This window comes from Methylobacterium sp. J-068, from assembly GCF_022829445.1.
Classification (GTDB): Bacteria; Pseudomonadota; Alphaproteobacteria; order Rhizobiales; family Beijerinckiaceae; genus Methylobacterium.
Window position 1 is genome coordinate 71,991 of sequence record NZ_JAKSXY010000084.1, and the last position, 24,479, is coordinate 96,469.

At 70.0% G+C, this 24,479-nt stretch carries 22 protein-coding genes and 1 tRNA gene; 3 read left to right on the forward strand and 20 right to left on the reverse strand.

Annotated features, from left to right (window positions below; translation table 11 throughout):
• Window positions 1-123: 123 nt before the first annotated feature.
• The 7 genes from MKK54_RS13965 to MKK54_RS13995 all read right to left on the reverse strand — a co-directional run bounded on the left by MKK54_RS13965 (window position 124) and on the right by MKK54_RS13995 (window position 4,720).
• Window positions 124-651 carry a DUF2934 domain-containing protein gene (locus MKK54_RS13965; protein WP_244011668.1) on the reverse strand — a complete coding sequence of 176 codons (528 nt, stop codon included), beginning with the start codon at window positions 649-651 and terminating at the stop codon, window positions 124-126.
• A 79-nt stretch (window positions 652-730) separates the two neighbouring features.
• Window positions 731-991, reverse strand: a complete 261-nt coding sequence (locus MKK54_RS13970) for a hypothetical protein (protein WP_244011670.1) — start codon at window positions 989-991, stop codon at window positions 731-733.
• 162 nt (window positions 992-1,153) lie between these two features.
• On the reverse strand, window positions 1,154-1,555 hold the full coding sequence (locus MKK54_RS13975; protein ID WP_244011672.1) for a hypothetical protein: 402 nt from the start codon (window positions 1,553-1,555) through the stop codon (window positions 1,154-1,156).
• Window positions 1,552-1,965 carry a hypothetical protein gene (locus MKK54_RS13980; RefSeq protein ID WP_244011674.1) on the reverse strand — a complete coding sequence of 138 codons (414 nt, stop codon included), beginning with the start codon at window positions 1,963-1,965 and terminating at the stop codon, window positions 1,552-1,554. Before MKK54_RS13980 ends, MKK54_RS13975 begins: the two co-directional genes overlap by 4 nt.
• 234 nt (window positions 1,966-2,199) lie before the next feature.
• Window positions 2,200-2,643: a hypothetical protein gene (locus tag MKK54_RS13985; RefSeq protein WP_244011677.1), complete on the reverse strand. Its 444-nt coding sequence runs from the start codon at window positions 2,641-2,643 to the stop codon at window positions 2,200-2,202.
• Window positions 2,644-2,708: 65 nt separating this feature from the next.
• Window positions 2,709-3,977, reverse strand: a complete 1,269-nt coding sequence (locus MKK54_RS13990; RefSeq protein WP_244011679.1) for a class I SAM-dependent RNA methyltransferase — start codon at window positions 3,975-3,977, stop codon at window positions 2,709-2,711.
• Window positions 3,974-4,720 (reverse strand): TlyA family RNA methyltransferase, encoded by a 747-nt coding sequence (locus MKK54_RS13995; protein ID WP_244011680.1) that lies wholly within the window; start codon window positions 4,718-4,720, stop codon window positions 3,974-3,976. The genes MKK54_RS13990 and MKK54_RS13995 overlap by 4 nt, the downstream gene beginning before the upstream one ends.
• Window positions 4,721-4,968: 248 nt before the next feature.
• Here MKK54_RS13995 and MKK54_RS14000 point away from each other — a divergent pair, with 248 nt between their 5' ends.
• On the forward strand, window positions 4,969-6,513 hold the full coding sequence (locus tag MKK54_RS14000; RefSeq protein ID WP_244011682.1) for a CHAD domain-containing protein: 1,545 nt from the start codon (window positions 4,969-4,971) through the stop codon (window positions 6,511-6,513).
• 18 nt (window positions 6,514-6,531) lie between these two features.
• Here the strand turns inward: MKK54_RS14000 and rlmB are convergent, their stop codons facing one another.
• Window positions 6,532-7,359 carry a 23S rRNA (guanosine(2251)-2'-O)-methyltransferase RlmB gene (gene rlmB / locus MKK54_RS14005; protein ID WP_244011684.1) on the reverse strand — a complete coding sequence of 276 codons (828 nt, stop codon included), beginning with the start codon at window positions 7,357-7,359 and terminating at the stop codon, window positions 6,532-6,534.
• Window positions 7,360-7,519: 160 nt separating this feature from the next.
• Here rlmB and MKK54_RS14010 point away from each other — a divergent pair.
• Window positions 7,520-7,595, forward strand: a tRNA-Glu gene (locus MKK54_RS14010).
• A 391-nt stretch (window positions 7,596-7,986) separates the two neighbouring features.
• On the opposite strand, the gene MKK54_RS14015 is transcribed toward MKK54_RS14010, so the two are convergent.
• Genes MKK54_RS14015 through MKK54_RS14025 form a run of 3 tightly spaced genes read right to left on the reverse strand, consistent with a single transcriptional unit; the run spans window position 7,987 to window position 10,653 of the window.
• Window positions 7,987-8,724 (reverse strand): haloacid dehalogenase type II, encoded by a 738-nt coding sequence (locus MKK54_RS14015; RefSeq protein ID WP_244011687.1) that lies wholly within the window; start codon window positions 8,722-8,724, stop codon window positions 7,987-7,989.
• A 28-nt stretch (window positions 8,725-8,752) separates the two neighbouring features.
• Window positions 8,753-10,279 carry a cation acetate symporter gene (locus MKK54_RS14020; RefSeq protein ID WP_244011690.1) on the reverse strand — a complete coding sequence of 509 codons (1,527 nt, stop codon included), beginning with the start codon at window positions 10,277-10,279 and terminating at the stop codon, window positions 8,753-8,755.
• Window positions 10,276-10,653 carry a DUF485 domain-containing protein gene (locus tag MKK54_RS14025; RefSeq protein ID WP_244011692.1) on the reverse strand — a complete coding sequence of 126 codons (378 nt, stop codon included), beginning with the start codon at window positions 10,651-10,653 and terminating at the stop codon, window positions 10,276-10,278. The genes MKK54_RS14020 and MKK54_RS14025 overlap by 4 nt, the downstream gene beginning before the upstream one ends.
• A 201-nt stretch (window positions 10,654-10,854) precedes the next feature.
• Here MKK54_RS14025 and MKK54_RS14030 point away from each other — a divergent pair, with 201 nt between their 5' ends.
• Window positions 10,855-12,489, forward strand: coding sequence for a sigma-54 interaction domain-containing protein (locus tag MKK54_RS14030; protein WP_244011694.1), 1,635 nt, complete (start codon window positions 10,855-10,857; stop codon window positions 12,487-12,489).
• Window positions 12,490-12,531: 42 nt separating this feature from the next.
• On the opposite strand, the gene MKK54_RS14035 is transcribed toward MKK54_RS14030, so the two are convergent.
• The 9 genes from MKK54_RS14035 to MKK54_RS14075 form a co-directional block, all read right to left on the reverse strand.
• Window positions 12,532-14,484: an aconitate hydratase gene (locus MKK54_RS14035; RefSeq protein WP_244011696.1), complete on the reverse strand. Its 1,953-nt coding sequence runs from the start codon at window positions 14,482-14,484 to the stop codon at window positions 12,532-12,534.
• A gap of 153 nt (window positions 14,485-14,637) precedes the next feature.
• A complete protein-coding gene (locus MKK54_RS14040) occupies window positions 14,638-15,960 on the reverse strand; it encodes an MFS transporter (protein ID WP_244011698.1) in 1,323 nt (440 codons plus the stop codon).
• A 166-nt stretch (window positions 15,961-16,126) separates the two neighbouring features.
• Window positions 16,127-17,047, reverse strand: coding sequence for a hydroxymethylglutaryl-CoA lyase (locus MKK54_RS14045; protein WP_244011700.1), 921 nt, complete (start codon window positions 17,045-17,047; stop codon window positions 16,127-16,129).
• Window positions 17,044-18,261 (reverse strand): CaiB/BaiF CoA transferase family protein, encoded by a 1,218-nt coding sequence (locus MKK54_RS14050; protein WP_244011702.1) that lies wholly within the window; start codon window positions 18,259-18,261, stop codon window positions 17,044-17,046. Before MKK54_RS14050 ends, MKK54_RS14045 begins: the two co-directional genes overlap by 4 nt.
• 114 nt (window positions 18,262-18,375) lie before the next feature.
• Window positions 18,376-19,290: a LysR family transcriptional regulator gene (locus tag MKK54_RS14055; RefSeq protein ID WP_244011703.1), complete on the reverse strand. Its 915-nt coding sequence runs from the start codon at window positions 19,288-19,290 to the stop codon at window positions 18,376-18,378.
• A 233-nt stretch (window positions 19,291-19,523) separates the two neighbouring features.
• Window positions 19,524-20,420 carry an FkbM family methyltransferase gene (locus MKK54_RS14060; RefSeq protein ID WP_244011704.1) on the reverse strand — a complete coding sequence of 299 codons (897 nt, stop codon included), beginning with the start codon at window positions 20,418-20,420 and terminating at the stop codon, window positions 19,524-19,526.
• Between the two features lie 112 nt (window positions 20,421-20,532).
• The gene (gene glmS, locus MKK54_RS14065; RefSeq protein WP_244011706.1) at window positions 20,533-22,359 is read right to left on the reverse strand and encodes a glutamine--fructose-6-phosphate transaminase (isomerizing); all 1,827 of its coding nucleotides are present in this window, start codon (window positions 22,357-22,359) and stop codon (window positions 20,533-20,535) included.
• A gap of 83 nt (window positions 22,360-22,442) precedes the next feature.
• A complete protein-coding gene (locus MKK54_RS14070) occupies window positions 22,443-23,354 on the reverse strand; it encodes an NAD-dependent epimerase/dehydratase family protein (protein ID WP_244011708.1) in 912 nt (303 codons plus the stop codon).
• A 4-nt stretch (window positions 23,355-23,358) separates the two neighbouring features.
• Window positions 23,359-24,105: a sugar phosphate nucleotidyltransferase gene (locus tag MKK54_RS14075; protein WP_244011710.1), complete on the reverse strand. Its 747-nt coding sequence runs from the start codon at window positions 24,103-24,105 to the stop codon at window positions 23,359-23,361.
• Window positions 24,106-24,479: the final 374 nt, after the last annotated feature.

Sequence of the window (24,479 nt, forward strand, 5' to 3'; positions counted from 1 at the left end):
TCGGCTTCGTTCCGAACCCGCGCGGGCGACGCTAGGCTCTGAAGCCAAAGGAAAAGCCCGCTTCCCTGTCTCGGGGAAGCGGGCTTTTTCGGATCGGCGGCAGGACGGATCGCGGGGCTGCGATCAGTGAACCGTGGCGACGGCTTCGGCGGCACGCGGGCGCGCGGCGGCCTTCGGCGCCTTGGCGACGGCGGTCTTGGCGGCGACGGGCTTGGCAACGGCGGTCTTGCTCGCGGCAGGCTTCGCGGTTGCCGCCGCCTTGGCCGCCGGGGCGGACTTCGTCGCAGGTGCCGCGGTCTCGGTCGCAGCGGTCTTGGTCGAAGCGGTCCTGGTCGCGGTCGATTTCGCCGCCTTCGGCGCCGGCTCGGCCGTGGTCCTGGCGGCGGCCTTGACCTTGGCCTCGACCTTGGCGGTCACGCCACGGGCGCGGCTCGGCTTGGCCTTCAGCGACTCGCCGAGGATCTCGGCGGGGTTCGCCGAGCGCGTCAGGCTCGGGGCCACGGCCTCGACCAGGACGGGCGCCGGGCTCAGGCTCGCGTGCAGCTCGGTCTCGGCGCGCAGCCAATGCTCGTCGGCCCGGCCGAACACGCGGCCCTCGCCTTCCCAGATGTAGTAGGCGCGTTCCCGCACCTGATGTTCGAAGTGGGTCATCACACGCTCCTTGTCCTCGCGGTCCGACGGTCCGGGAGACGATGAAAGCGTATGGTTAAGAGCTGGTTAAAACGGGCGGCTAGCGCTTCGACAGGCGCCGGGCGTTCGCCCGCACCTTGCGCCGGTAATCGGCGACGACGCGGGCGGTGGAGCCGCCGGCCGCGATGAGCAGGGCCGCCTCACTGGCCGCCGTGATCTTCTCGGTGACCATGCGCTGGGCCTCGGCCTGCGCCGCGGAGCCGCCCGCGGACAGCATCGCGAGCCGCATCCCGATGACCTGCTGCGATTCCATGGCGAGCATCGTCGCATCCATGCCGAGCTTCCACCACGCACCGAACATGCAATGTCACTCCGAAACCAGGGTCAGGTTCAGCGAAAGGCCACGGTTCCCGCGCGGGTGCAAGTCAGACCGGCTGCTCCCTTCGGGATGGCGGATCTGGGCTTGGCCCAGGCGCCGCGCGTGCGGGGGCTTCGGCACGGCGCCTCCGTCGGGAGCCCGCTCTCAGTCGAACAGGCGGTTCTTCGCGCCGGAGCCGCCGAGGCTGATCTTCTTCGTCCCCGAGCCGCCGAGGCTGATCTTCTTCGGAGGGGCCGCGGCGGGGGTCGGCGTGGCGGGGCGGGCCGGCTTCAGGCGGGACTGGCCGTAGACCACGGAGCCGATCTCGTCGGCCACCCGGACCAGATCCTCGCGCTCGCATTCGCGCGCCACCCGAAGGCCGAGCTGGTGCATGTGGCTCTTGCCGTAGAGGTAGACGGCGAGGCGCGCCCGCGTCGTCGTCGACATCGCGGCGAGGATCTCGGGCAGGTCGTCCTCGTCCGCCCGGTAGACCTGGCCGAGGAGATCGAGGGAGACCGGGCAATCCGGATCGGGAACGGCGCCGCTGGTCGGATGGGCCTGGGTCATGGGAGGTGTGCCTCTGCGAGGGGCGAGATCGGAACGGCCGTGGACTCGGCCGCGACGGGGGTGACGCCGTCCGCGTCCGGATGGACCGGAGCCGGCGGCGTCGATTTCGGGCTGGGCTCGGCCGCACGGGATGCCACGAGGCATCCGGTACAGACCGACGCGATGGCGATGCGGGACCGCTGCTCGGCGCGTTGCCACACCGCTTCGCTCCGCGCCCGGGCGGCCCGGGCGATGTCCTCGTCCGAGGGGCCCGCGCCGCCGAGGCCGGCGGGCGTATCCCCGGCGGGGCGAATGCGCAAGAACAACGGCTCCTGTGCCCGCGCGGCCACCGTCGCGCAAGCCGCGATCGCGGGCATGAGGCCGATCAGGCGTCCGGCGACGGCGAGGACAGGGCGGATGGAACGGCGCATCGGCTCCTCGGATGGATGATCGGCGAGCCGGAACGTTCGACCCGGCATGGTTAACGCGGACTGAAGCGAACGCGATGCCGCAGCGTCAGAGGGTCGGCTCGACCCCTCGCGGCGGCGCACCTAAGCCGACGCCATGGAACCGAACGCCTACCTCCTGATGGCCGCCGCCCTCGCCTATTCCGGCTACATGCTGATCGCCATGCGATCCTAGAAAACGGGCGATCGTGCGTCCGCTCAGCGGCGGTCGTCCTTGTCGATCACCGCGCAGGCCGTGACCGGACTGCCGTTGTATGTCGAGACCGAGCACGTCACGAGCGCCGCGCCCGCGTCCACGTTGCTGTGGCGGGTGATCATCGCACTGTCGCGCGCCTTCATGCCGGCCTCTGCGATCGCCTCGGCGGAAATGCCCGTGGTCGCGTGCCCGGCCCGGCCGAACAGGGGGAAGTAGCCGGCGGGCAGCGTCGCCCCCCGGTACTGCACGCCCACCGCCGAGAGGTCGCCGCAGGCCAGCGTCAGGCCGATGCCGTCGCTGGCCGAGAATTCCGCGAAGTCCGCGGTTCGCTTCACCAGGCTGGCCTGCGTGCCCGCCACCACGCGGTCGATCAGGTCGCCGCAGGCATCCGCCGCGGCGGGGCCGGCACAGGTGAGGAGGCCGAGGGCGAGAATGAATGCGCGCATAGCCCGTCACTTAAGGGCCGGGCGCGCTTTGTCGAGACGCCCCGGAGGCTCTTGGTCGAGCCGCCCTACAGGCGCTTGCGCGGCGGGCGCGGGCGCCGGAACACGCCCACCACCTCCACATGGCCCGAATAGGCGAACTGGTCGACGGGCGTGACCGTCTCCAGCGTGTAGCCGCCCGCCACCAGGGTGGCGGCGTCGCGCGCGAAGGTGCCGACGTCGCAGGCCACGCCGACGACCAGCGGCACCTTCGACTCGGCGATCCGCGTCGCCTGCGCCCCCGCCCCCGCGCGGGGCGGATCGAACACCACGGCATCGTAGGCATCGAGTTCCAGGGGCAGGAGCGGGCGACGGAACAGGTCCCGCCGCTCGGTGGTGACCCGGCGCAGGCCCGGCACGGCCCGCACCGCCCGGTCGAGGCTCGCGAGAGCGGCGGCTTCCCCTTCCACGGCGTGGACGTCGCGGGTCCGCGCCATGGCGAGGGTGAAGGGGCCGCTGCCGGAGAACAGGTCGACCACCCGCTTCGTCCTCTTGTCGAGGGCGGCGAGGACGGTGGCGGCCAGCACCGCTTCGCCGGCCTCCGTGGCCTGAAGGAACCCGCCCGCCGGCGGAACGAGGCGCAGGCCCGAGGTCGAGATCGCGGGGGCGCGGCGCTCCACCAGGACGTCGCCGTGCAGGGCGAGGCGGGCGAGGTCCCACTCGGAGGCGAGGCGCACCAAGGCGGCGCGCACGCCCTCGGCCGCGGGGCCGTGCCCCCGGATGTCGACATCGAGCCCGGCCTCGGTGGCGGTGAAGGCGACATCGAGGGGCTTGCGGCCGTGGCCGAGCGGTGCGCTCAGGGCCTCGGCGATCCGGGGCGCGGGGTGCAGCATCGGCACGGTGATGGGGCAATGGTCGATGGCCACCAGATCGTGGCTGCGCGCGGCCATCAGCCCCGCCTCGGCCCGACCCTCCACGGCGCGCACGTGCAGGGTCAGGCGCCGGCGCCCCTCCCCCCGCGCATCGATCATCGGCCCCGGCTCCGCCGCGAGCCGCGCCTGGGACAGGGCCTGGACCAGCTGGCCGCGCTTCCAGGCGGCGTAGGGTTCGGGCGCGAGGTGCTGCACGGCGCAGCCGCCGCAGGTGCCGAAATAGGGACAGAAGGGATCGATCCGATCCGGCGCGGGCCGCTCGACCGCCAGGAGGTGCCCGCGCGATCCCTCCCGCCGGATGGTGACGCGCTCGCCCGGCAGGGCGAGCGCCACGGCGGTGCCGTCCTCCGCCATGCCGTCGCCGCGCGCCCCGAGGCGCCGGATCTCGACGGTCTCGGCGGGGATGTCCATCTTCGTCTCGGTCATCGTTCGGAATCCAGGCGAGCCCCGATCAGGAATTCGCGGTTGCCGTCGCCGCCGGTGACGGGCGACGGAATCAGCCCGAGGATCGTCATCCCCGCGCCTTCGAGGACATCGCGGACCCCGTCGCAGACCGCCGCGTGGACCGCCGCGTCGCGCACGATCCCGCCGCGCCCGACCCGCTCGCGCCCGGCCTCGAATTGCGGCTTGATCAGCGCCGCGAGCGCGGCTCCGGGCGCCAGCAGCGGCAGGATGGCCGGCAGGACGAGGCGCAGGGCGATGAAGCTGACGTCGATGGCGCAGAGGCCGGGCGCCACCGGAAGGGCGTGCCGGTCGAGGGTCCGTGCATCCCGGCCCTCGAGGCTGGTGACGCGCGGGTCGTCCCGAAGGGAGGCATGGAGCTGGTCGCGGCCGACATCGACGGCGTAGACATGCGCGGCCCCGCGTCCGAGCAGGACGTCGGTGAAGCCGCCCGTCGAGGCTCCGACGTCGAGGCAGGTCCGGCCCGCCGGGTCGAGGCCGAAGGCGTCGAGGGCGGCCGCCAGCTTGAGGCCGCCGCGCGAGACGAAGGGGTGGGGGGCGCTGGCGGTGATGCGCGCGTCCCGGTCGAGGAGGTCCGAGGGGCGCGTGACCGGGCGTTCGTCGGCCCGCACCAGCCCGGCGGCGATGGCCGCCTGAGCCCGCGCCCGGCTCTCGAAATGGCCCTGCTCCACCAAGAGGCGATCGGCCCTGAGCCGGTCCCGATTCATGACCCCGTCCGACGATAGTGCACTCAAGGGCCGCAGCCCGACGCCCTCCGCTACACCACAACACCCCGGGGGCGAACGCATTTCGCAAAGATTTCGGTCGCTCCTGAGGCCGGGGCTGCGCCATACAGGGGGTTGGAGCGCGGCCGATTCCACACGGAACGGTCGCGCCGCGTCCGGCTTTCCCCCGGACGGAGGGGCCGACCGATTCATCGAGCCCGATGGATCGGGGCCGACGGTTAGGACGAGACATGGACGCGCCGCGGGAAATCGAATTGAAGCTGCAATGCGAGGCGGGCGACCTCGCCGAACTCGCCCGCCACCCGTTCCTGCAGGCCGCGTCGCACGAGCAGTCCGCCTTCCTGACCTCGACCTACCACGACACCCCGGACGGCGATCTGCGCAAGGCCGGCCTGACCCTGCGGGTCCGCCGCGCGGGCGACGCCTTCGTCCAGACGGTCAAGGTCGCCTCGAAGGCGGCCGGTCTGTTCGATCGGGCGGAATGGGAAGGCGCGATCCCGGGCGATCGGCCCGACCTCGCGCAACTCGGCGAAACCCCGCTGCCGGCCCTCCTCGAAACCGTGTCCGACCCGTCCCTGGTCCCGGTCTTCGCGACCCTGGTCGAGCGCCGCTCGCGCAGCGTCAGCTACGGGGCATCCCGCATCGAGGTCGCCTTCGACGAGGGCCGGATCCAGACGCCGAGCGGCGACGCGCCGCTCTGGGAACTGGAACTCGAACTCAAGGCGGGCGAGCCCGAGGACCTCTTCACCCTGGCCCAGGCGCTTTCCGAAACCGTGCCGCTGCGCCTCGGCGCCCTCAGCAAGAGCGCGCGCGGTTTCAGCCTGATCGACGGCACCCTGCGGCGCCCGAGCAAGGCCGGCCCCGTGCATCTCGGCCCCGAGGCCACGGCTGGAGACGCCTTCCGCGCCATCGCGCAGGCCTGCACGGTACAGCTGCGCCTCAACGAGGACGTGTTCCTTCACGATCACGATCCGGAGGCACTGCACCAGTTGCGCGTCGCCTTGCGCCGCCTGCGCTCCGCCTTCACGCTGTTCAAGCCGGTCCTGGCGGGCGACGCGACGGCGGGACACCTGCGCGAGGAGATCAAGCGCATCACCGAGCCGTTCGGCCACGCGCGCAACCTCGACGTCTTCCTCGGCGAGACCCTGCCGGCGGAAGTGGCCAGACGCCCCGACGAGCCCGGACTGGACGACCTGCGCGCGCGCCTGGAGGCCGAACGGTCCCGCGCCTACGACGCGGTGCTCTCGACCCTGGAATCCCCAGAATGGCGCGGCCTCGTCCTCGAACTCGCGAGCTGGCTGGAGACGGGGACGTGGCGGACGCTGGAGGCCCCGGAGCGCGACCGGGCGGCGGCCGATTACGCCGCCGACGTGCTGGACAAGGCGCGCAAGCGCATCCGCAAGCGGGGCCGCCATCTCGACCGGCTCGATCCGGAGGCGCGCCACCGGGTGCGGATCGAAGCCAAGAAGCTGCGCTACGGCGCCGATTTCTTCGCGAGCCTCTTCACCGACAAGGCGTCGCGCAAGCGGCACAAGGCCTTCGCCTCGGCCCTCTCCGACCTGCAGGACCATCTCGGCGCGCTGAACGACCAGGCGACCGCGCACGCCGTGCTCGCCAGCCTGACCGTCACCCCGGATCATCCGCCGGTGCCGAGCGAGACGCTGTTCGCGGCCGGGCTCGCGGCCGGCGACAACGAAGCGAACGCCCGCAAGCTCCTGAAGGCCGCCGCCGAGGCCCATGGCGAGCTTCTCGACGTCAAGCCCTTCTGGCGCTGAGGGCGCCGAGGACGTCCCTCAGCCCCGCGGGCTGAGGGCGTAGAGCGTGATCGCGGCGGCGTTCGAGACGTTGATGCTGCGGATCTCGCCGCTGAAGGGAATCCGGGCCAGCACGTCGCAATTGTCGCGCGTGCGCTGGCGCAGGCCCTTGCCCTCGGCCCCGAGCACGATCACCGCCGGGCGCTTCGGGCCGATGCTGGCGAGGTCGGTCTCGGCGTCCGAATCGAGGCCGATGCGCGTGAAGCCGCGCTTGCCGAGGTCGACGAGCGCATCCGAGAGGTTGCGCACCACGATCAAGGGCACGTGCTCCAGGCCGCCCGAGGCGGACTTGGCCAGGACGCCGGTGGCGTTCGGCGAGTGGCGCGCCGTGGTGACGATGCCCGCGACCCCGAAGGCGGCCGCCGTGCGCACGATGGCGCCGACATTGTGCGGATCGGTGATCTGATCGAGGGCGAGCAGCAGCACGTCGTCGGGCAGGTCGTCGAGGTCCGGCCCCGGCAGCGGATCGGCCTCGAGGTAGAGCCCCTGATGCACCGCGTCGGGCCCGAGCAGGGCGTTGATCGCGCTGGGGCGCACGAGTTCGGGATCGATGCGCAGGGGCCCGATCTCCTCGGTCAGCCGCGCCATGGCGTTCTCCGTCGCCAGGAGCCGGTGCAGGATCCGGCCCTCGTTGGCGAGCGCCTGCGCCACCGGGTGCCAGCCATACAGCACCACGTGGTCGCCGGAGGCGGCCGCGACGCTGGCCGCGCCGCGCTGGTTCTGGGCCGGTCCACGCCGGAAGGGACCCCGCGTGTAGCCGGGCTTGCTGGTCCTCGGGCCCGAAGGGCCGTCACGTCGCGTCGTCATGAATCACAAGGTCCGCTCTCCGGCCGCCGACGAGATGGCCGGGCCGCCGATCAAGAAACCGACAAACCGGCCGGCGCCCCATTCGTCAAGCGACAAACGAGTTGGCGAACCCCCGTTGCCCCCGCGAACGAAGCCGCATATAGAACCCCTCGCCGCAGCAGCGCCCTTCGTCTAGCGGTCCAGGACGTCGCCCTTTCACGGCGAAAACACGGGTTCGATTCCCGTAGGGCGCGCCATCTCCACGCTCAGTCATTGCGTTGGCGGGAACTCTCCTCAAATCGGTGCCTTGTCGACCGCCGGTCATCCATTCCGTCGGGACACGTTCGATGGCGCCGATGACGTATCCGATCTGTGAGCCGCGGCTGGTGTTGCGGACACGCGGTTGAGCGACCTGCGGTTGCCGGCCGAGGTCGGTGCGGACCTCGCGCTCCTACGGGGCGTGATTGCGACGCCGCCGGGCCGATGGTCCCGGTCCCGTCCCTGGGCCGCCCCGGAGGCCTGCCGCCATACCGGGCCGATCCAGGAAATCTCACCCTGTCGGCCACGACGTGACCCGGCTCGTTGCCCGCCGAACGAGGGCGGAGAGCAGCCATCGGGACCGGCAGGCGGCGAGCTGGCGCGCGCGCGCTAAAGGTGCTCCGCGAGCACTGCCAGTTCGCTCAGCGATCCGACGGTGATGTCGGGCTCGTAGCCCAACCTCTCCGTCTGCATGCGCAGGGATTTGAACAGGGTCGCCGGTCCGATCACTCCGTCCGCCGCGAGTTCCCGGGTGAGCGCCGCCGGCGCGACCCGCTCGATGCGTGCCACGCGGAAGCCGAAGCTCTTGGCCCCGGCGACGTCGAAGCCGTTCGACGACACGAAGACCACCTCGTCGGGTCGAACGCCCAAACGCTCCTCGACGAGTTCGTAAGCGCGTGCATCCGGCTTGAACACGCGATGTCCATCGACGCTGATCGTCGCCTCGAGATGCCGCCCGAGCCGCGAGTTGCTGACCAAAGCCGCCAACATGTCGGGGCTGCCGTTCGAAAGGATCGCGCGACGGTAGCCCGAGAGCGCCCCGAGCGCGGCCTCGGCGTCCGGATAGGGCGTCAAGTGGTTGTAGGCCTCGGCCACATCCTCGAACAGGCGCTCGTCCGGGGTCAGACCCAGCGTCCCGAGGGTGTAGGCCAGTGACTCACGCGTGACCGTCCAGAAGTCCTCGTATCGTCCCATGAGGGAGCGCAACCAGCTGTATTCGAGCTGTTTCAGGCGCCAGACCTGAGTGATGTAGGCGCCGTGGCCGGGGAAGGCGGCGTCGGTCACGGCCTCGACCGATTGCACGTCGTAGAGCGTTCCGTAGGCGTCGAAGACGAAGGCTTTGATCATCGGATGCGATTCCTCGTTCAGGGGCGGGTCAGGCGGGCGCGCGCCCGGTGTGGGCCTGGAACAACACGGCGTCGAAGTGGGCGTCGGCGTCCGGCTCGCGCTTGCCGATGAAGGCGCACAGCACCGCACCGAGGAACCCGAGCGGCATGCTCAGGATCGCCGGGTTCACGATCGGGAAGACGGCCGCAGGGCCCAGGAAGGCCGGTCCGAGCAGCGCGAGGGCAACGGACGAGATCAGCCCCGTCGCCATGCCGCCGATCACCCCAGCCGTGTTGAACCGCCTCCAGAACAGCGACAGCACGATGACCGGGAAGTTCGCGCTCGCGGCGATGGAGATCGCCAGGATGACGAGCACGGCGACGTTCACGCCCTGTGCAAGGAGGCCGAGCAGGACCGCCGCGAGGCCGACTCCGATGGTGGCTCGGCGCGCCACCCGGACCTGGTCGGCCTCGCTCACCTGCCCCCGGCGGATCACATTGACGTAGATGTCGTGGGCGATCGCCCCCGACGTCGAGAGCGTCAAGCCGGCGACGACGGCCAGGATCGTGGCGAAGGCGACCGCCGCCACGAAAGCCAGGAAGGCCTGTCCCCCGATGCTGTCCGGTCCCCCGCCGAGGTATTGCGCCAACAGGGGGAGAGCGAGGTTCCCGCCCCTGTCGGCCGCGCGGATCGCATCCTGGCCGACGAGCACGGCGGAGACGAAGCCGATCAGGGTCGTGACGAGGAAGAAGGCACCGGCCAGGAACATGACCCAGATGACCGACCGCCGCGCCGCGCGTGCGTCCGGGACCGTGTAGAAACGGGTCATCACGTGTGGCAGTCCAGCCGTGCCGAGCACGAAGCTCAGACCGAGCGAAAGCTGATCCAGCGGGTTCTTGAGATAGTTTCCGGGAGCGAGGATCTGCTCGCCGTATCGGGCCTCCATGGCGGCGAGCACGTTGAGCGGATTGAAGTCGAACCGCGCGAGGATCAGGACGACGAGGATCACCGCCGTCCCGAGGAGCAGGACCGCCTTGACGATCTGCACCCAGGTCGTCGCGATCATGCCGCCGAAGGTCACGTAGACGATCATGCCGAGGCCCACGATCGCCACCGAAACGCCGTAGGGAATCCCGAGCAGGAGCTTGATCAGCGCGCCGCCGCCGGCCATCTGCGGGATCAGGTAGGCGAGGCTGACGACGATGGTGCCCAGCACCGCGCCGAGGCGCGCGGAGGGGCGCCGCATCCGGAAGGCGATGACGTCGCCCAGCGTGTATCGGCCGGTGTTGCGCAGTGGCTCGGCCACCAGAAGCAGGATCGGCAGGAAGGCGACGAGCGCGCCGACCGCGTAGAGCGTGCCGTCCATGCCGTAGAGCGCGGCCAGGCCCGTGAACCCGAGGAAGGCGGCCGCGCTCATCCAGTCGCCGGCGAGCGCGAATCCGTTCTGGAGCGGGGTGAGTCCGCTGTCGGCGGCATAGAAGCTCTCGACCGTCTTGGTCCGGCGCGCCGCCCAGTAGGTGATGAGCAGCGTGATGCCGACGATCACCGCGAATATGGCGAGGGCGAGGGCCTTCATGACCGCGCCTCCCGCTCGGCGATGGCGCGGGCGGCCTGGGGATCGAAGCACGTCTCGGCCAGGAAGGCGTACAGGATCGCGAGCCCCCAGCACATGGCGTAGACCCCCAGCACCAAGCCGTAGCCCAGGTTGAGCGGCCCCGCGATCTTCTCGGCCATGAGCGGTCTTGCGAAGCCGGCCAGCGCGAGGGTGACGAGAAAGAAGCCCAGACCGCCCGCGAGCATGGGTCCGACCACGCGCCGCTTGAGCCTCAACAGGCGCTGGAATTCGACGCCATCGATGATCCGGGCGTCGGCGACGGAACGGGCGGGGTGCGTCGGGCGCCGGGGCTCGCCGGCGTACGGGGGATGCGATGCGGCGACGGGGGCTGCCATGGCGTTTCCTGCTGGTGTTCTTGGCGCCCGTCGTGATCGCGGGCGCAGGGTCCTGGCGCAATTGGGATGCCAGCCCGCGCGGGTCCGGTTTCCCTATGATCGTCAGATCTTTAGCGGTAAGGGCACCAGGGCGCGGCGATGCATGTCTGCTGCAAGTGATGCATAATCGGTTCAATCATGCTTGGCCGACCAGGATTGCCCATGCCCGCCGACGACCCGCGTACGATTCTGGATGCGCTGCCGCTCTGTATCGAGATCTCGGGGGATGACGGCACCGTCTACGCGAATGCCGAGGCTCGGCGGATCGGACTCGGCCCGACCTCGTCGCCGGAAGGTCGGACCCCGAGCGGCGCGCATCCATCGCAACGGGCCGCGTCGGACGGCGCTCCGTACCGGGTCGTGGCTCTCGCACTGGGCGACGGTCGGACTTTGCGCCTCGGGATTCCGCCGGCCTTGTTCGCGGACGCGGAGCCCTGTCCTGTCGAGGCGCAGCGGCTCGCCGAGGACTTCCAGGAGATCTTCCGCAATTCCTTCGACGGCATCTTCGTGGCGGACGGGGCTGGCCGCACCCTGATGGTCAACGCGGGTTGCGAGCGCAACTACGACCTCTCCGCCCGCGAGATGATCGGTCGCCACGTCTCCGAGTTCGAGGCCCTCGGCCTGATCCGGCCGGTCATCGCCACGCAGGTGATCACCACGGCCGAACGCGTCACGGCGGTACAGACGACCCACAAGGGCAAGACCATCATGGTGACGGGCATTCCGCTGTTCGACGAGGACGGCGCGGTCCGGCGCGTGGTGATCAACTCACGCGACACCACGGAGCTGACACAGCTCCAGGCGGAACTCGCGCGAATACAGGCGCACCTCGCGCGGGTGGAAGGCGAGGTTGCCCATCTGCGCCGCGACCGGTTCAAGCTCGACGGCATCGTGCTTCAGAGCACCGCGATGCGCCGGGTCGCCGAAATGGCCACGCGCGTCGCCAGAGTCGATGCAACCGTCTTGATCACCGGCGAGTCCGGGGTGGGCAAGGAGGTCCTGGCCCGCCTGATCCATCGGGAGAGCCCGCGCGCCAAGGGCCCATTCATCAAGATCAATTGCGGGGCGATTCCGCGCGAACTCCTGGAATCCGAGCTGTTCGGTTATGAGGGCGGCGCCTTCACCGGGGCGCGGAGCAAGGGCAAGCCCGGCCTCGTCGAACTTGCCGACGGTGGGACATTGTTTCTCGACGAGGTCGGCGAACTGCCGCTCGACATGCAGGTCAAGCTCCTGCACGTCTTGCAGGATCGCACGACGACGCGCGTGGGCGGGACGCAATCGGTCAGGATCGACGCTCGGATGGTCGCGGCCACGAACCGCGATCTCGCGCAGATGGTCGAGGCCAGGAGCTTCCGCGAGGACCTGTTCTACCGTCTGAACGTCGTACCGATCGAGATTCCTCCCCTGCGGGAGCGGCGGGACGACATCCTGCCGCTCACGGTCCAGGCGCTGGCCGAGATCAACAGCCGGTACCGGACAGCGCGGCGGCTGACTCCGTCCGCCCTGGCCAAGCTGATCGAACACGACTGGCCCGGCAACGTGCGCGAGTTGCGCAACCTGATCGAACGCCTGGTGGTGATCGCGCAGGACGATACGATCGGGCTCGACGGCCTTCCGCAACTCCCGAGCCGGCGCTGCAAAGACGGCAACCTGCTCGCCAGCGTCGAGGCCTACGAGCGGCGCCTGGTGGCGGAGGCGGTGGAGCGGTTGGGCAGCACGCGCGCGGCCGCGAAGTCTCTCGGCATCAGCCAGTCGAGTGTCGTACGCAAGCTGAAGAGGCCGCTCCTGTCCCGCTAAGCAGGGCTGCGCCGCCTCCGCTTCGATCAGGCCGAGACGGCGTCAGGCCGCGATCCGCGTGCGGACCCAGTTGATGACGCCCCCCTCCAGCAGCACCTCGATCTGGCGCGGCGACAGGTCGTGGCGCAGCCGGATCCGCGCCTTGCCGCCGCGCAGGGTGGCCTCGATCTCGGGACCTCCGGCGAGCGCGCCGGGCACATCCGCGATCTCGATCACGTCGCCGAGTTCGAGCCGGTCGTAGTCGGCGGGATCCACGAAGGTCAGCGGCAGGACGCCGAAATTGACGAGGTTCTGCCAGTGGATGCGGGCGAAGCTCTTGGCCAGCACCGTTTCCAGCCCGAGATAGCGCGGCGCCAGCGCGGCGTTCTCGCGGCTCGAGCCCTGGCCGTAATTGGAGCCGCCGACGATGGCGTGCCCGGCGCGCTCCCGGCCGCCCTGCCTGGCGCGCTTCGGGTAGGTGTCGTCGATGGGCTCGAAGGTGAATTCCGAGGTCTTGGGGATGTTCGACCAGTAGGGCATCACACGGGCACCGGCCGGCATGATGTCGTCGGTGGAGATGTCGTCGCCGGTCTTCAACATCACCGGCACGCGGATCGAGGTGCCGAGCTTGCCGAGTTCGGGCAGCGTCGTGATGTTGGCGGATTTCTCCAGGGCGACATCCCGCGCCTCCGCCTCGGACAGGGGCGCCACCAGCATCGCGGCGTTGCCCGTCACCATGCGCGGGGGCGCGACCCGCGGATAGGGGATGCCGAGGGTGCGCGGATCGGTGATCACGCCGGTCAGCGCCGAGGCGGCGGCGGTCTCCGGGCTGCACAGGAACACGCTGTCCTCGCGGGTGCCCGAGCGGCCGGGGAAGTTGCGCGGCACGGTGCGGAGCGAATTGCGCCCCGAAGCCGGGGCCTGGCCCATGCCGATGCAGCCGTTGCAGCCGGCCTGATGCACCCGCGCCCCGGCGTGGATGAGGTCGGTGAGCTGTCCGTCGCGGATCAGGGTCTCCAGGACCACGCGGGTGGAAGGGTTGATGTCGAACGACACCCGGTCGTGGGCTTGGGCGCCCTTCACGATGGCGGCGGCCACGGCGAAGTCGCGGAATCCGGGATTGGCCGAGGAGCCGATATAGGACTGATAGATCTCGGTGCCGGCCACCTCCGAGACCGGCACGACGTTGCCGGGACTCGACGGTTTGGCGATCATCGGCACCAGGGTGGAGAGGTCGATCTCCTCGTGGTCGTCGTAGGCGCAGCCCGCATCGGCGCTGAGCGGCACCCAGTCCTCGCGCCGGCCGACGCTGTCGAGGAACGCTTTCGTGGCGGCGTCCGAGGGGAAGACGCTCGTCGTGGCGCCCATCTCGGCGCCCATGTTGGCGATGACGTGCCGGTCCATGGCGGTGAGGTGATCGAGGCCGGGTCCGTGATACTCGATGATCCGTCCGAAGCCCCCCTCGACGCCGTGGCGCGCGAGCATCGTCAGGATCACGTCCTTGGCGCTCACCCAGTCGGGCAGCCGTCCCGTCAGCCGCACGCCCCAGACGCGCGGCATGCGCAGGTTCAGGGGCTGGCCCGCCATGGCGAGCGCCACCTCGACGCCGCCGGCCCCGAAGGCGAGCATGCCGAGCGACCCGGCGGCCGGCGTGTGGCTGTCGGAGCCGACCAGGGTCTGTCCCGGCTTGCCGAAGCTCTGCATGTGCACGGGGTGGCTGATGCCGTTGCCGGGCCGCGAGTACCACACGCCGAAGCGGCGGCAGGCCGAGCGCAGGAACATGTGCTCGTCGGCGTTGAGGTGGTCGTTCTGGACGAGGTTGTGATCGATGTACTGCGCGGCGAGCCCGACCTTCACCCGCTCGACGCCCATGGCTTCGAGTTCGAGCATCACGAGCCCGCCGAGCACGTCCTGCAGCAGGGTCTGGTCGATCCGGAGGGCGATGTCGCCGCCGGGCGTGAGGTCGCCCTCGGCGAGGTGGGCCTGGACGAGCTTCTGCGTGAGGTTCAGAGCCATATCGGTCTCCCGGTCTCCTGTTCGAGGGCAAAGGAATCCCGCCGAGGCAAGGGCCCCGATTGGGCAAGGGCGTCGCTAGGGCGAGCGACCCCGGCGGGCGCCTCCGCTAGAGGCGACCGGCGCTGGGGCCGCGTCTGTCGGGTGTGGGACGGATCAGACCCTGCGGTCGCTGCGGCGCAGGCTCTCGGGCATCGCGAAGAGCGCGAGCCCGGCCGCGATGAGGCAGACGATGCCGATGGCGTAGAGCGCCGGAGTCGTCGAACCCGTCAGGTCCTTGATCCAGCCGACCGCCACGGGGCTGACGATGCCGCCGAACTGGCCCAGCGTGTTGATGAGGGCGATGCCGCCGGCGGCCCCCGCCCCGGTGACGAGCTTGGCCGGCAGGGTCCAGAAGGTCGGGATCGAGGCGACGATGCCGGCCCCGACCAGGGCCAGGGCGAACATCAGCGGCACGATCTGCCGGTCGAACAGGCCGGCGGCGAAGAAGCCGATGGCCGCCGCGATGGCGAGGCCCGCTACGAATTTCGGCCGCTCGCCGGAGGCGTCCGACAGGCGCCCGACCACGATCATGCTGATGGCGCCGCAGACGTAGGGGATCGCCGTGAGGAAGCCGATGGAGGCCGCCGTTCCGCCGGTGGCGGTCTTGATCAAGTCCGGCCCCCAGAAGTTCAGGCCGTAGGAGCCCACCTGGAGCAGGAAGTACACCAGCGCGATGAGCAGGAAGCCCGGCTGCTTGATCGCGCCCCAGAGGGAATGGTCGCCGATGTCGCGGTTGTGGTGGGCGATCTGCGCGGACAGGAGGTCCTTCTCGCGCTGGTTGAGCCAGCGCGCATCGGCGATCCGGTCGTCGAGGCGGAAGAACACCATCGCGCCGAGCACGAGGCAGGGCAGGCCGCCGGCGAGGAACAGCCACTGCCAGCCGGCGAGGCCCGCCACCCCGTTGAGGCCGCCGAGGATGAGGCCCGCCACCGGTGCGCCGAAGATGCCCGAGAAGGCCGAGGCCACGAACATGAACGAGGTCACGCGCCCCCGGAACGAGGCCGGAAACCAGAGGGTCAGGTAGTACAGGATGCCCGGCGCGAAGCCCGCCTCCATGGCGCCGATGATGAAGCGCAGAACGTAGAAGTGCCACTCGGTGGTGATGAACACCATCAGCGCCGTGGCGATGCCCCAGGACACCATGATGCGGGCGATCCAGCGCCGCGCCCCGACCCGGTAGAGGAACAGGTTCGAGGGCACCTCGAAGATCACGTAGCCGACGACGAACATGCTCGCGCCGAGACCGTAGGCGACGTTGCTGAAGCCGAGGTCGCTCTGGAGCTGGAACTTGGCGAAGCTGATGTTGATCCGGTCGAAGAAGGCGAACATGTAGCAGACCATGATCAGCGGCATCAGCCGCCACGCGGCCTTGCGGACCACGCTGGCCTCGGTGACGGTGTCTTCGCCCGCGAGCGGGCCGGTCGTGGCAGCGGTCATGGTTTCCTCCTGGGCATGTTTTTTGGGATGGGGACGACCCGTGGCATGCCGCTCCGCTCGGCGCGGGCGGGTTCACGGGGAGGACGGAGCCCCTTCTGGCGAGGGCTTCCGTCCGGGATCGAGACTGGGGGCGCCCGGGAGCCGGAGCGTCCGTCGGGGCCCGGCGTCAGGCCGCCCGCGGCACCGGATGCAGGTCGCAGGGGCGGCCGGCCTTGGCGACCTGTCCCGGCACCTCGTGCTGGACGAGGCGTGGCAGGTCGCGGGACAGGCGGATCAGGGCGTCGAGGTCGAGCCCCGTCTCGATGCCCATCTCGTGGGCCATGCTGACGAGATCCTCGGTGCAGATGTTGCCCGTGGCGCCGGGCGCGAACGGGCAGCCGCCCAGGCCCCCGAGCGCCGCATCGAACCGGCGCGCGCCCACGCGATGGGCGGCGAGCACGTTGGCGAGCCCGAGCCCGCGGGTGTTGTGGAAGTGCAGGGTCAGGCGCTCGGCCGGCACGAGGCTCAGCGCGCGCGCGACGAGCCGCTCGACCTGGCGCGGGTTGGCCATGCCGGTGGTGTCGGCCAGCGTCACTCCCTGGATGCCGAGGGCGAGGTAGCGCTCGACCTGGGCCATCACCGTGTCGGCGTCCTGGTCGCCCTCGAACGGGCAGCCGAAGGCGGTGGCCACCGTGGCGTTGGTCGAGACGTCGGCCCCCCGCACCGTCTCCATAATCCGGGCGAACCCCTCGATGGAGGCCGCCGGGCTCATGCCCATGTTGGCGCGGTTGTGGGTCTCGCTCACCGAGGCGACGAGGTTGATCTCGTCGACCCCCGCCGCCAGCGCCCGCTCCGCGCCCTTCGGGTTCGGCACCAGCGCGACGTAGACCGTGCCGGGCCGCCGCCGGATGCCGGCGAAGACCTCGGCCGCGTCGCGAAGCGCCGGGACGGCCTTGGGCGACACGAAGGACGAGACCTCGATGCGCGAGAACCCGGCCGCCGAGAGCGCATCGATCAGCGCGATCTTGTCGGCGGTCTCGACGTATTGGGCTTCGATCTGAAATCCGTCGCGGGTGGCGACTTCCTGGATCAGCATGGTCTCGGTCATCCGATGGCTCCCTCGCGGCGCAGGCGTTCGATCGTCTTGGCATCCCGGCCCAGATCGGCGAGAACCGAATCGGTGTGCGCGCCCAGGGCCGGTCCCTGCCAGTGCACCGCGCCGGGGGTGCCCGAGAGCTTCGGCACGATGCCGGGCATCTTGACCCGCGTGCCGCCGGGAAGCTCCGCCTCCAGGATCATGTCGCGGGCGGCGTAGTGCGGGTCGGCCACGATGTCGGCCACCGAATAGATCCGGCCCGCCGGAACGTCCGCCGCGTCCAGCGCCGCCAGGGCCTCGTCCACCGTGCGCGCCTTCGTCCAGTCCCCGATCACGCCGTCGAGCATCGCGGCCTCGGCGGAGCGGCCGTCGTTTCCGGCAAAGCGCGGCGCCTCGGCGAGATCGGCCCGGCCGATCACGGTCATCAGGCGGCGGAAGATCGGGTCCGAATTGCCCGCGACGACGACGAAGCCGCCATCCTTCGACGGGTAGGTGTTGGAGGGCGTGATTCCCGGCAGCGCCCCGCCGGTGCGCGTGCGGACCTCGCCGAGGAGGTCGTATTCCGGCACGAGGCTCTCCATGACGTTGAACACGCTCTCCACGAGCGAGACGTCCACCACCTGCCCCGCGCCGCCGCCGGTCCGGACATGCAGGAGGGCCATCAGGGCGCCGATCACTCCGTGGAGCGAGGCCAGGGTGTCGCCGATGCTGACGCCGACGCGGGCGGGCGGGCTGTCCGGGCTGCCGGTGGTGAAGCGGATGCCGCCCATGGACTCGCCGATGGCGCCGAAGCCCGGCCGGTCGCGATAGGGGCCGGTCTGGCCGTAGCCCGAGATGCGCACCATGACGAGCTTGGGGTTGAGGGCCGAGAGGACGTCCCAGCCGAGACCCAGTTTCTCCAGGCCGCCGGGACGGAAGTTCTCGACCACCACGTCGGCGCTCTGCGCCAGATCCTTCACGAGCGCGAGGCCGTCGGGCGACTTCAGGTTGACGGCGATGGATTTCTTGTTGCGCGACTGCAGGTACCACCAGAGCGAGGTGCCCTCGTGCATCTTGCGCCACTTACGCAGAGGATCGCCGTCCTTCGGCGACTCCACCTTGATCACCTCCGCGCCGAACTCGGCCAGGATCTTGGTCGCGAACGGCGCGGCGATGAGCTGGCCGAGTTCGAGAACCCGGATCCCGGCGAGCGGGCCGGCGACCGGAGCGTCGGCAGGGCTGTGCATCGGCGTTTCCTCCATTTTTGTTGGAGGAGGAGATATTGTTCCGGTCTTCCGAAGTCCAAACGTAATCCGCCATCGGGCATTCTCGGTCGGAGAACGCCGGCCGGACCACACCGGTCACGAAGCGTCGTGGAGATGATCGAGGAGGAGGGACGCGGCCGGGGACAAGGGGCCGGGCCGGACGACCAGGTTCAGGGTGCGCCGGGCCCAGGGGTCGGTCAGCGGGACGGCGACGAGATTCATCTGCGGGCCGAGGAGGGCGTGGACGCCTTCGGGCACGACGCCGAGCCCCATCCCGACCTGGGCCATCCGGCAGATGGCATCGAAGCTCGGCACGTGGATGCGCAGGCGCAGGGGCCGTCCGAGGCGCTGGGCCTCGTCACGCAGGGCCGCGTAGATCGAGCTCTCTTGGTGCAGGCCGACATGGTCGTGATCGAGGGTCTCCGACAACGCGATGGCGTCCCGGTCCGCCAGCGGATGGCCGGCGGGCACGACCAGAACGAGCCGGTCGCCGCGATAGGGACGGGCGACGAGCGAGCGGGCGTCGGTACTGCCGGCACAGATGCCGAGATCGGCCGCCCCCTCCTCGACGCCCGCCACCACGCCGCCGCTCGGCCGCTCCTCCAGGTCGATCCGGATGTTCACCTGGACCGCAAGGAAGGCCTGAAGGTCCTCGGGGAGGAACTGCACGATCGCCGACAGGTTGGCGAGCACGCGCACGAAACCGCGCACGCCCCGGGCGTGCTCGGCGAGTTCGAGGGTGATCTGCTCGGCGCTCGCGAGCATCCGCCGGGTGTGGTGCAGGAGGGTTTCCCCGGCGGGTGTCGGGCGCATTCCCTTGGGATCGCGGGTGAGCAGTTCGCAGCCCAGCACGCGCTCCAGTTCGGCAAGGCGCTTGCTGACCGCCGAGGGCGCGATCGCGGCACGCCGGGCCGTGCCGTTGAGCGTTCCCTCCTCGCAGACGGCCGCGAACAGGCGCAGGGACTTGAGGTCGAGGCGGTTCAGGATGGCTGGCGTTTGACATTCCGGCATGGCCGCTCCGTCTGCGACCCGTCGATCCGAACGGACGGCGCAAATCTGAACGGGCTTGTTCTTACCTCGACTTTGCGCCGCCGAGGTCAACGGTCCGCCGGCTCTCGACCGGGGTCATATCCGAGTGAGGAGAGTCGCGGTCCGAATTCCCGCGCCGTGAAGCGCGGCCATCGAGCGATGTCGGCCGAAGCCCTGGATCGAGTGCCCTTCGCGTGGCGCGCCGGTCTCCGGGGTCACTTCGCGGCCGTCGCCGACGCGATGCCGGCGAGCCAACGCTTGATCTTCCGCATCCCGGATGTCCATGGCCCGGGGGGCTTTCGTTCCAAGGGTGGGTAGGGCGGATAAACGAGGTCGATCCGATCCGCGCAGGCGAGGAAATCGGCCGTCGGGGCCGTCGTCGGCAGGAAGGGGAAGAACCAGAGCAGCTTGTCCTTCTGCGGAATATTCGGATGGTCGTGGACGGTGGGATACAGCGTCCGCGACGGGGACGGGACCACCGTCGAGGTCTTCACGAAGGACAGTTCGAGCAGGTTCGAGACCGGCACGCCGTCGACGACATGGAAGCGGTTCGGGCCGTCGCAATTGTTGGCGTGGACGTGGAAGAGGGTGAAGTGCCGGTTCAGGTTCCGCATCATCGTGCCGAACGCCGCGCGGTATCCCGGATCGGACAGGTTCTTCAGGTCGTGGATCTCGACGACGATCTGCTCGAAACGTGCGAGGGTCTCCGGCGAGGCCAGGCCGAGCGCCTCGAATTCCGCCCCCTCCACGTCCATCTTCAGGATCATGCGGTCGCCGGTGATCCCATGCCTGCGCAGATGGTCCTCGATGGAAAACAGGCTGTCCCCGGGGCGGGACGTGCCCGATACGCCCTCCTTGAACCAGTGCATCCGGGCGTTCGCCAGGGGCACACCCGTGATGGTGTGATCGAACATGTAGACGTCATGGCCGTTCTCGGCCATCAGCGTATCGAAGCGGTATTCGCCCCCGATCCCGTAGCTCAACACGGTCTGATCACTGGTGATGCTGTCTACGAAGACGTAGCCTCCGTCCGAATGCGGCCCGATGCGGGTCTTGGGACGATCCATATCGAAGGGGGTCAACAGGGACAGCGCTTCGACAACGGCGTTCATGGTTTCGGCGTCTCGCGGACAGAAACGGGCCGTGCCGTAGGTCGAGCGTAGTTCGCCCCCGAGTATTTGCAAACTCGGAGGCTTCCGCCCACCTCGGCGTCGGCCTGCCGGCTCACTCGACGGTGACGGATTTCGCCAGATTTCGCGGCTGGTCGACGTCTTTCCCCATGATGGCGGCGGTGTGGTAGGCGAGGAGCTGGATCGGCATTGCGTAGAGGATCGGCGCCACGGTCGGGTCGATCTCCGGCATCGTCAGGGTCGCCAGGGTCTCGAGCCCGTGCTCGGCCGCGCCGGCGGCGTCGCCGATGAGGACGATCCGGCCGCCGCGCGCGGCGACCTCCTGCATGTTGGAGACCGTTTTCTCGAACACCGCGTCGTGGGGGGCGATGACGATGACCGGCATCGCCTCGTCGATGAGCGCGATCGGCCCGTGCTTGAGCTCGCCGGCCGCGTACCCTTCCGCGTGGATGTAGGAGATCTCCTTCAGCTTCAGGGCGCCTTCGAGGGCGAGGGGATAGGCCGTGCCGCGGCCGAGATAGAGCACGTCCCGGGCCTTGGCGATCTCCTGCGCGAGGGTCTGGATCTCGCCCTCCTGCTTGACGGCCCGCGCCATCAGGCCCGGCACGGCGATCAGGGCGTCGACGAGACGGTGCTCTCCGGCGGCATCGAGATGGCCCCGCGCGCGCGCCGCCGCGATGGCGAGGCAGAGCAGCACCGTGAGCTGGCAGGTGAAGGCCTTGGTGGAGGCGACCCCGATCTCGGGCCCCGCGAAGGTGGGCAGCACCGCGTCGGATTCCCGCGCCATGGTCGAGGTCGGCACGTTGAGCACGGCGAGGACGTGCTGCCCCTGGGCACGCGCGTAGCGCAGGGAGGCCAGGGTGTCGGCAGTCTCGCCCGATTGCGAGATGACCAGGGTGGCCTCCCCGGCGGCAAGGGGCGCCTCCCGGTAGCGGAACTCGGAGGCGACATCGACCTCCACCGGAAGCCGGGCCAGGTGCTCGAACCAATACTTGGCCACGAGCCCGGCATAATAGGCGGTGCCGCAGGCCGTGATGGAGAGGCGCGTCAGGTCCGCGAAGCCGAAGGGCAGCGCCATGGGCAGCCGCACCCGGCTCGTCGCGAGATCGACGTAGTGGGCGAGCGTGCGCCCCACCACCTCCGGCTGCTCGTGGATCTCCTTGGCCATGAAGTGGCGGTGATTGCCGCGATCGACCAGGAAGTTGTGGGTGACGATCGTCTGGCGCATCCGCGCGGCGGGCGCTCCGTCCGCTTCGCGAATCTCGGCGCCCTGGCGTGTCAGCACGGCCCAGTCGCCGTCCTCCAGGTAGGTGATCGAATCGGTCAGCGGCGCCAGGGCCAGGGCATCCGAGCCGAGATAGGTCTCGCCCTCGCCGAACCCCACCGCGAGCGGCGCGCCGTGCCGGGCGCCGATCAGCAGGTCGGTCTCGCCCGCGAACAGGAAGGCGAGCGCGAAGGCGCCGCGCAGCTGCGGCAGCGTGGCGGCCACGGCCTCGACCGGATCCATCCCGCATTCCATGTTCCAGCTCACGAGCTGGGCCACCACCTCGGTGTCCGTCTCGGTCTCGAACACGATGCCCTCCGCTTGCAGGCGCCGTTTCAGACTCCGAAAATTCTCGATGATGCCGTTGTGGACGACCGCGAGGCGCGTGGTGGCGTGCGGATGGGCGTTGGTCTCGTTCGGCCGCCCATGCGTCGCCCAGCGGGTGTGACCGATGCCGATGGCGCCCCGCAGGGGCGACTGGACCAATTTCAATTGCAGGTTGACGAGCTTGCCCTCCGCTCGCCGCCGCTCCAGGCGGCCCGCCTCCAGGGTGGCCAGCCCGGCGGAATCGTAGCCCCGGTATTCCAGGCGGCGCAACGCCTCGACCACGGGACCCGCCACCGCCTCACGGCCGACGATACCGACGATTCCGCACATGGGGACCTCCTTCGGGGCACGATTTGCAAGGGGGACGGCTTGCAGGGGGACGATTTGCTTTGGACGAGGCGCGCGTTGCGCGGTCAGGCGGCGCGCGCCGGGGCCGTGAGCATTCCGGCGGCCGCCCGGCGCAGGTCGCGCAAGGGCGGCTGCGCGCCGAGGGTCGCGAGGACGATCGAGGACCCGACGATGATCCGGCGCTCGCCGCCGCGTAGGCGTGCCGGATCGCGCGTGACGGTGATCGGCTTGCCGGAGGCGGCGATCATGCTGTCCAGGAGATCGCGCAGGCGGGTCGGCACCCCGGTGCAGAGGTTCACCACCCCGCGCGCCTTCGGATTGCCGGCGAGTTCGGCGAGCGCCCAGGCGAGATCGTCGACGTGGAGCATGTCGCGCCAGACCTCGACGTCGCCGGTGGCCAGGGCCCCGCCCGCCGGACCGATCCCGTCGATCTGCGCCGCGAAGTCGCCGAGCGCGAGGTGGCGCGGCAGCCCCGGCCCGATCGGGTTGAAGATCCGGGCCACGAGCACGCGCAGATCGGTCTCGGAACCGAAGGCCAGGGCGGCCCGCGTCTGGGCGAGCTTGCTCTGGCCGTAGGGGGTTCGCGGCGCGCAGGGTGCATCCTCCCGGACCGGGACGCCGTCGATCACCGCCTCGCCGTACTCGGCCGCGCTGCCGGCCAGGATCAGGGCGGGGCGCTGGCCCGTCCGGCGCAGAGCGCCGAAGAGATCCCGCGCCAGGTCGACGTTGACGGCCTGGAGCGTCTCGGGGGAGCCCTGGACGGTGCCCGCGAGGTGGAACACCACCTCGGGCCGGACCTGATCGAGGACGCTCTCCCACTCCGCGACGCCCCAGGGGCCGGGCGCCACATTCCAGTGTCCGGCCCGCTCCGACGGGCGCGTGCCGATCGTGGCGACGGGCAGGCCGCGCCCGTCGAGATGCGCGGTCAGGGCCCGCCCGATGAAGCCCCCTGCCCCGCTGACCAGGATGCCGGGCATGGGATCACGACGCCAGGAACAGGCTGCGATCCGAGACGAACATCTGCTGGGCCAGCGCGAAATCGTCCGGGCGCCCGATATCGAGCCAGACGCAATCCTCGTGGAAGCAGTTCACGTCCCCGCCGCAGGCCTTCACCTTCGAAATCAGGTTCGGCATGTCGAGGTATTCGTTCGGCACCAGGTGCCGGCGCACCGCCTCGCGCGACAGGGCATAGACCCCCATGCTGACGAAGTGCGTGCTCCTGGGCTTCTCGCGATAGGCCGTCATGCGGCTGCGCTCGTCGATCTCGATCAGCCCGAAATCGATCTTCACCTCGCGCTCGAACACGCCGATGGAGATGTCGGCGCCGGCATCGGCGTGGGCCGCCATCATGTGCTTGAGGCTCAGGGTCGTCAGCAGGTCGCCGTTCGTGACGAAGAACGTCTCGTCGAGGTCGTCCATCATGGCGCCGAGGGCGCCCGCCGTCCCGAGGGGCCGGTCCTCCAGCCGGTAGCGGATGTTGAGGCCGAGCCGCTCGCCGTCGCGGAAGAACGCCTCCAGCAGGTGGCTGAGGTGGTTCACGGCCAGGATCACGTCGGTGATGCCCGCACACTTCATCTGGCGCAGCAGGAGTTCGAGCACCGGCATGTCGTTGAGCGGCATCAGGGGCTTGGGAAACAGGGCCGAGTAGGGATGCAGCCGCGTGCCCTTGCCGCCCGCCATGACAACGGCCTGCTTGATGGCCGGTGCCGCGCTGATCCGTGGCTGCATAAGCTCGGACGTCGAATCGTACAGATGCAGGGCACGCGCCGGATCGGAAGAATTCGGATGATGATTCGGACGCTCGGAAAGGACTTCAAGCATTGCATCCTCCTGGTCGAGTCTTGCGTTGTCTGATCTCGAAACGACGATCATCGATCTCCGCAGGAACAAGTAACGGATTTTTAAGATTTCGAGGCAAGCGACAAGGTAGCCTTAGTCTTGCTATGCGGGGGGAGTGGTGGGCTAACACCGACGCGGTACAGAGTTGGATCGGCACGGGATCGTTCGATCGGCCGGCTCGAAGCGGCCGCCCTGCGCGCTGGTCTGACCGGGCATCCCGCGATGCCGCTCTTGGTGCCGAATACCGGCGCGCCGCGCCGGCC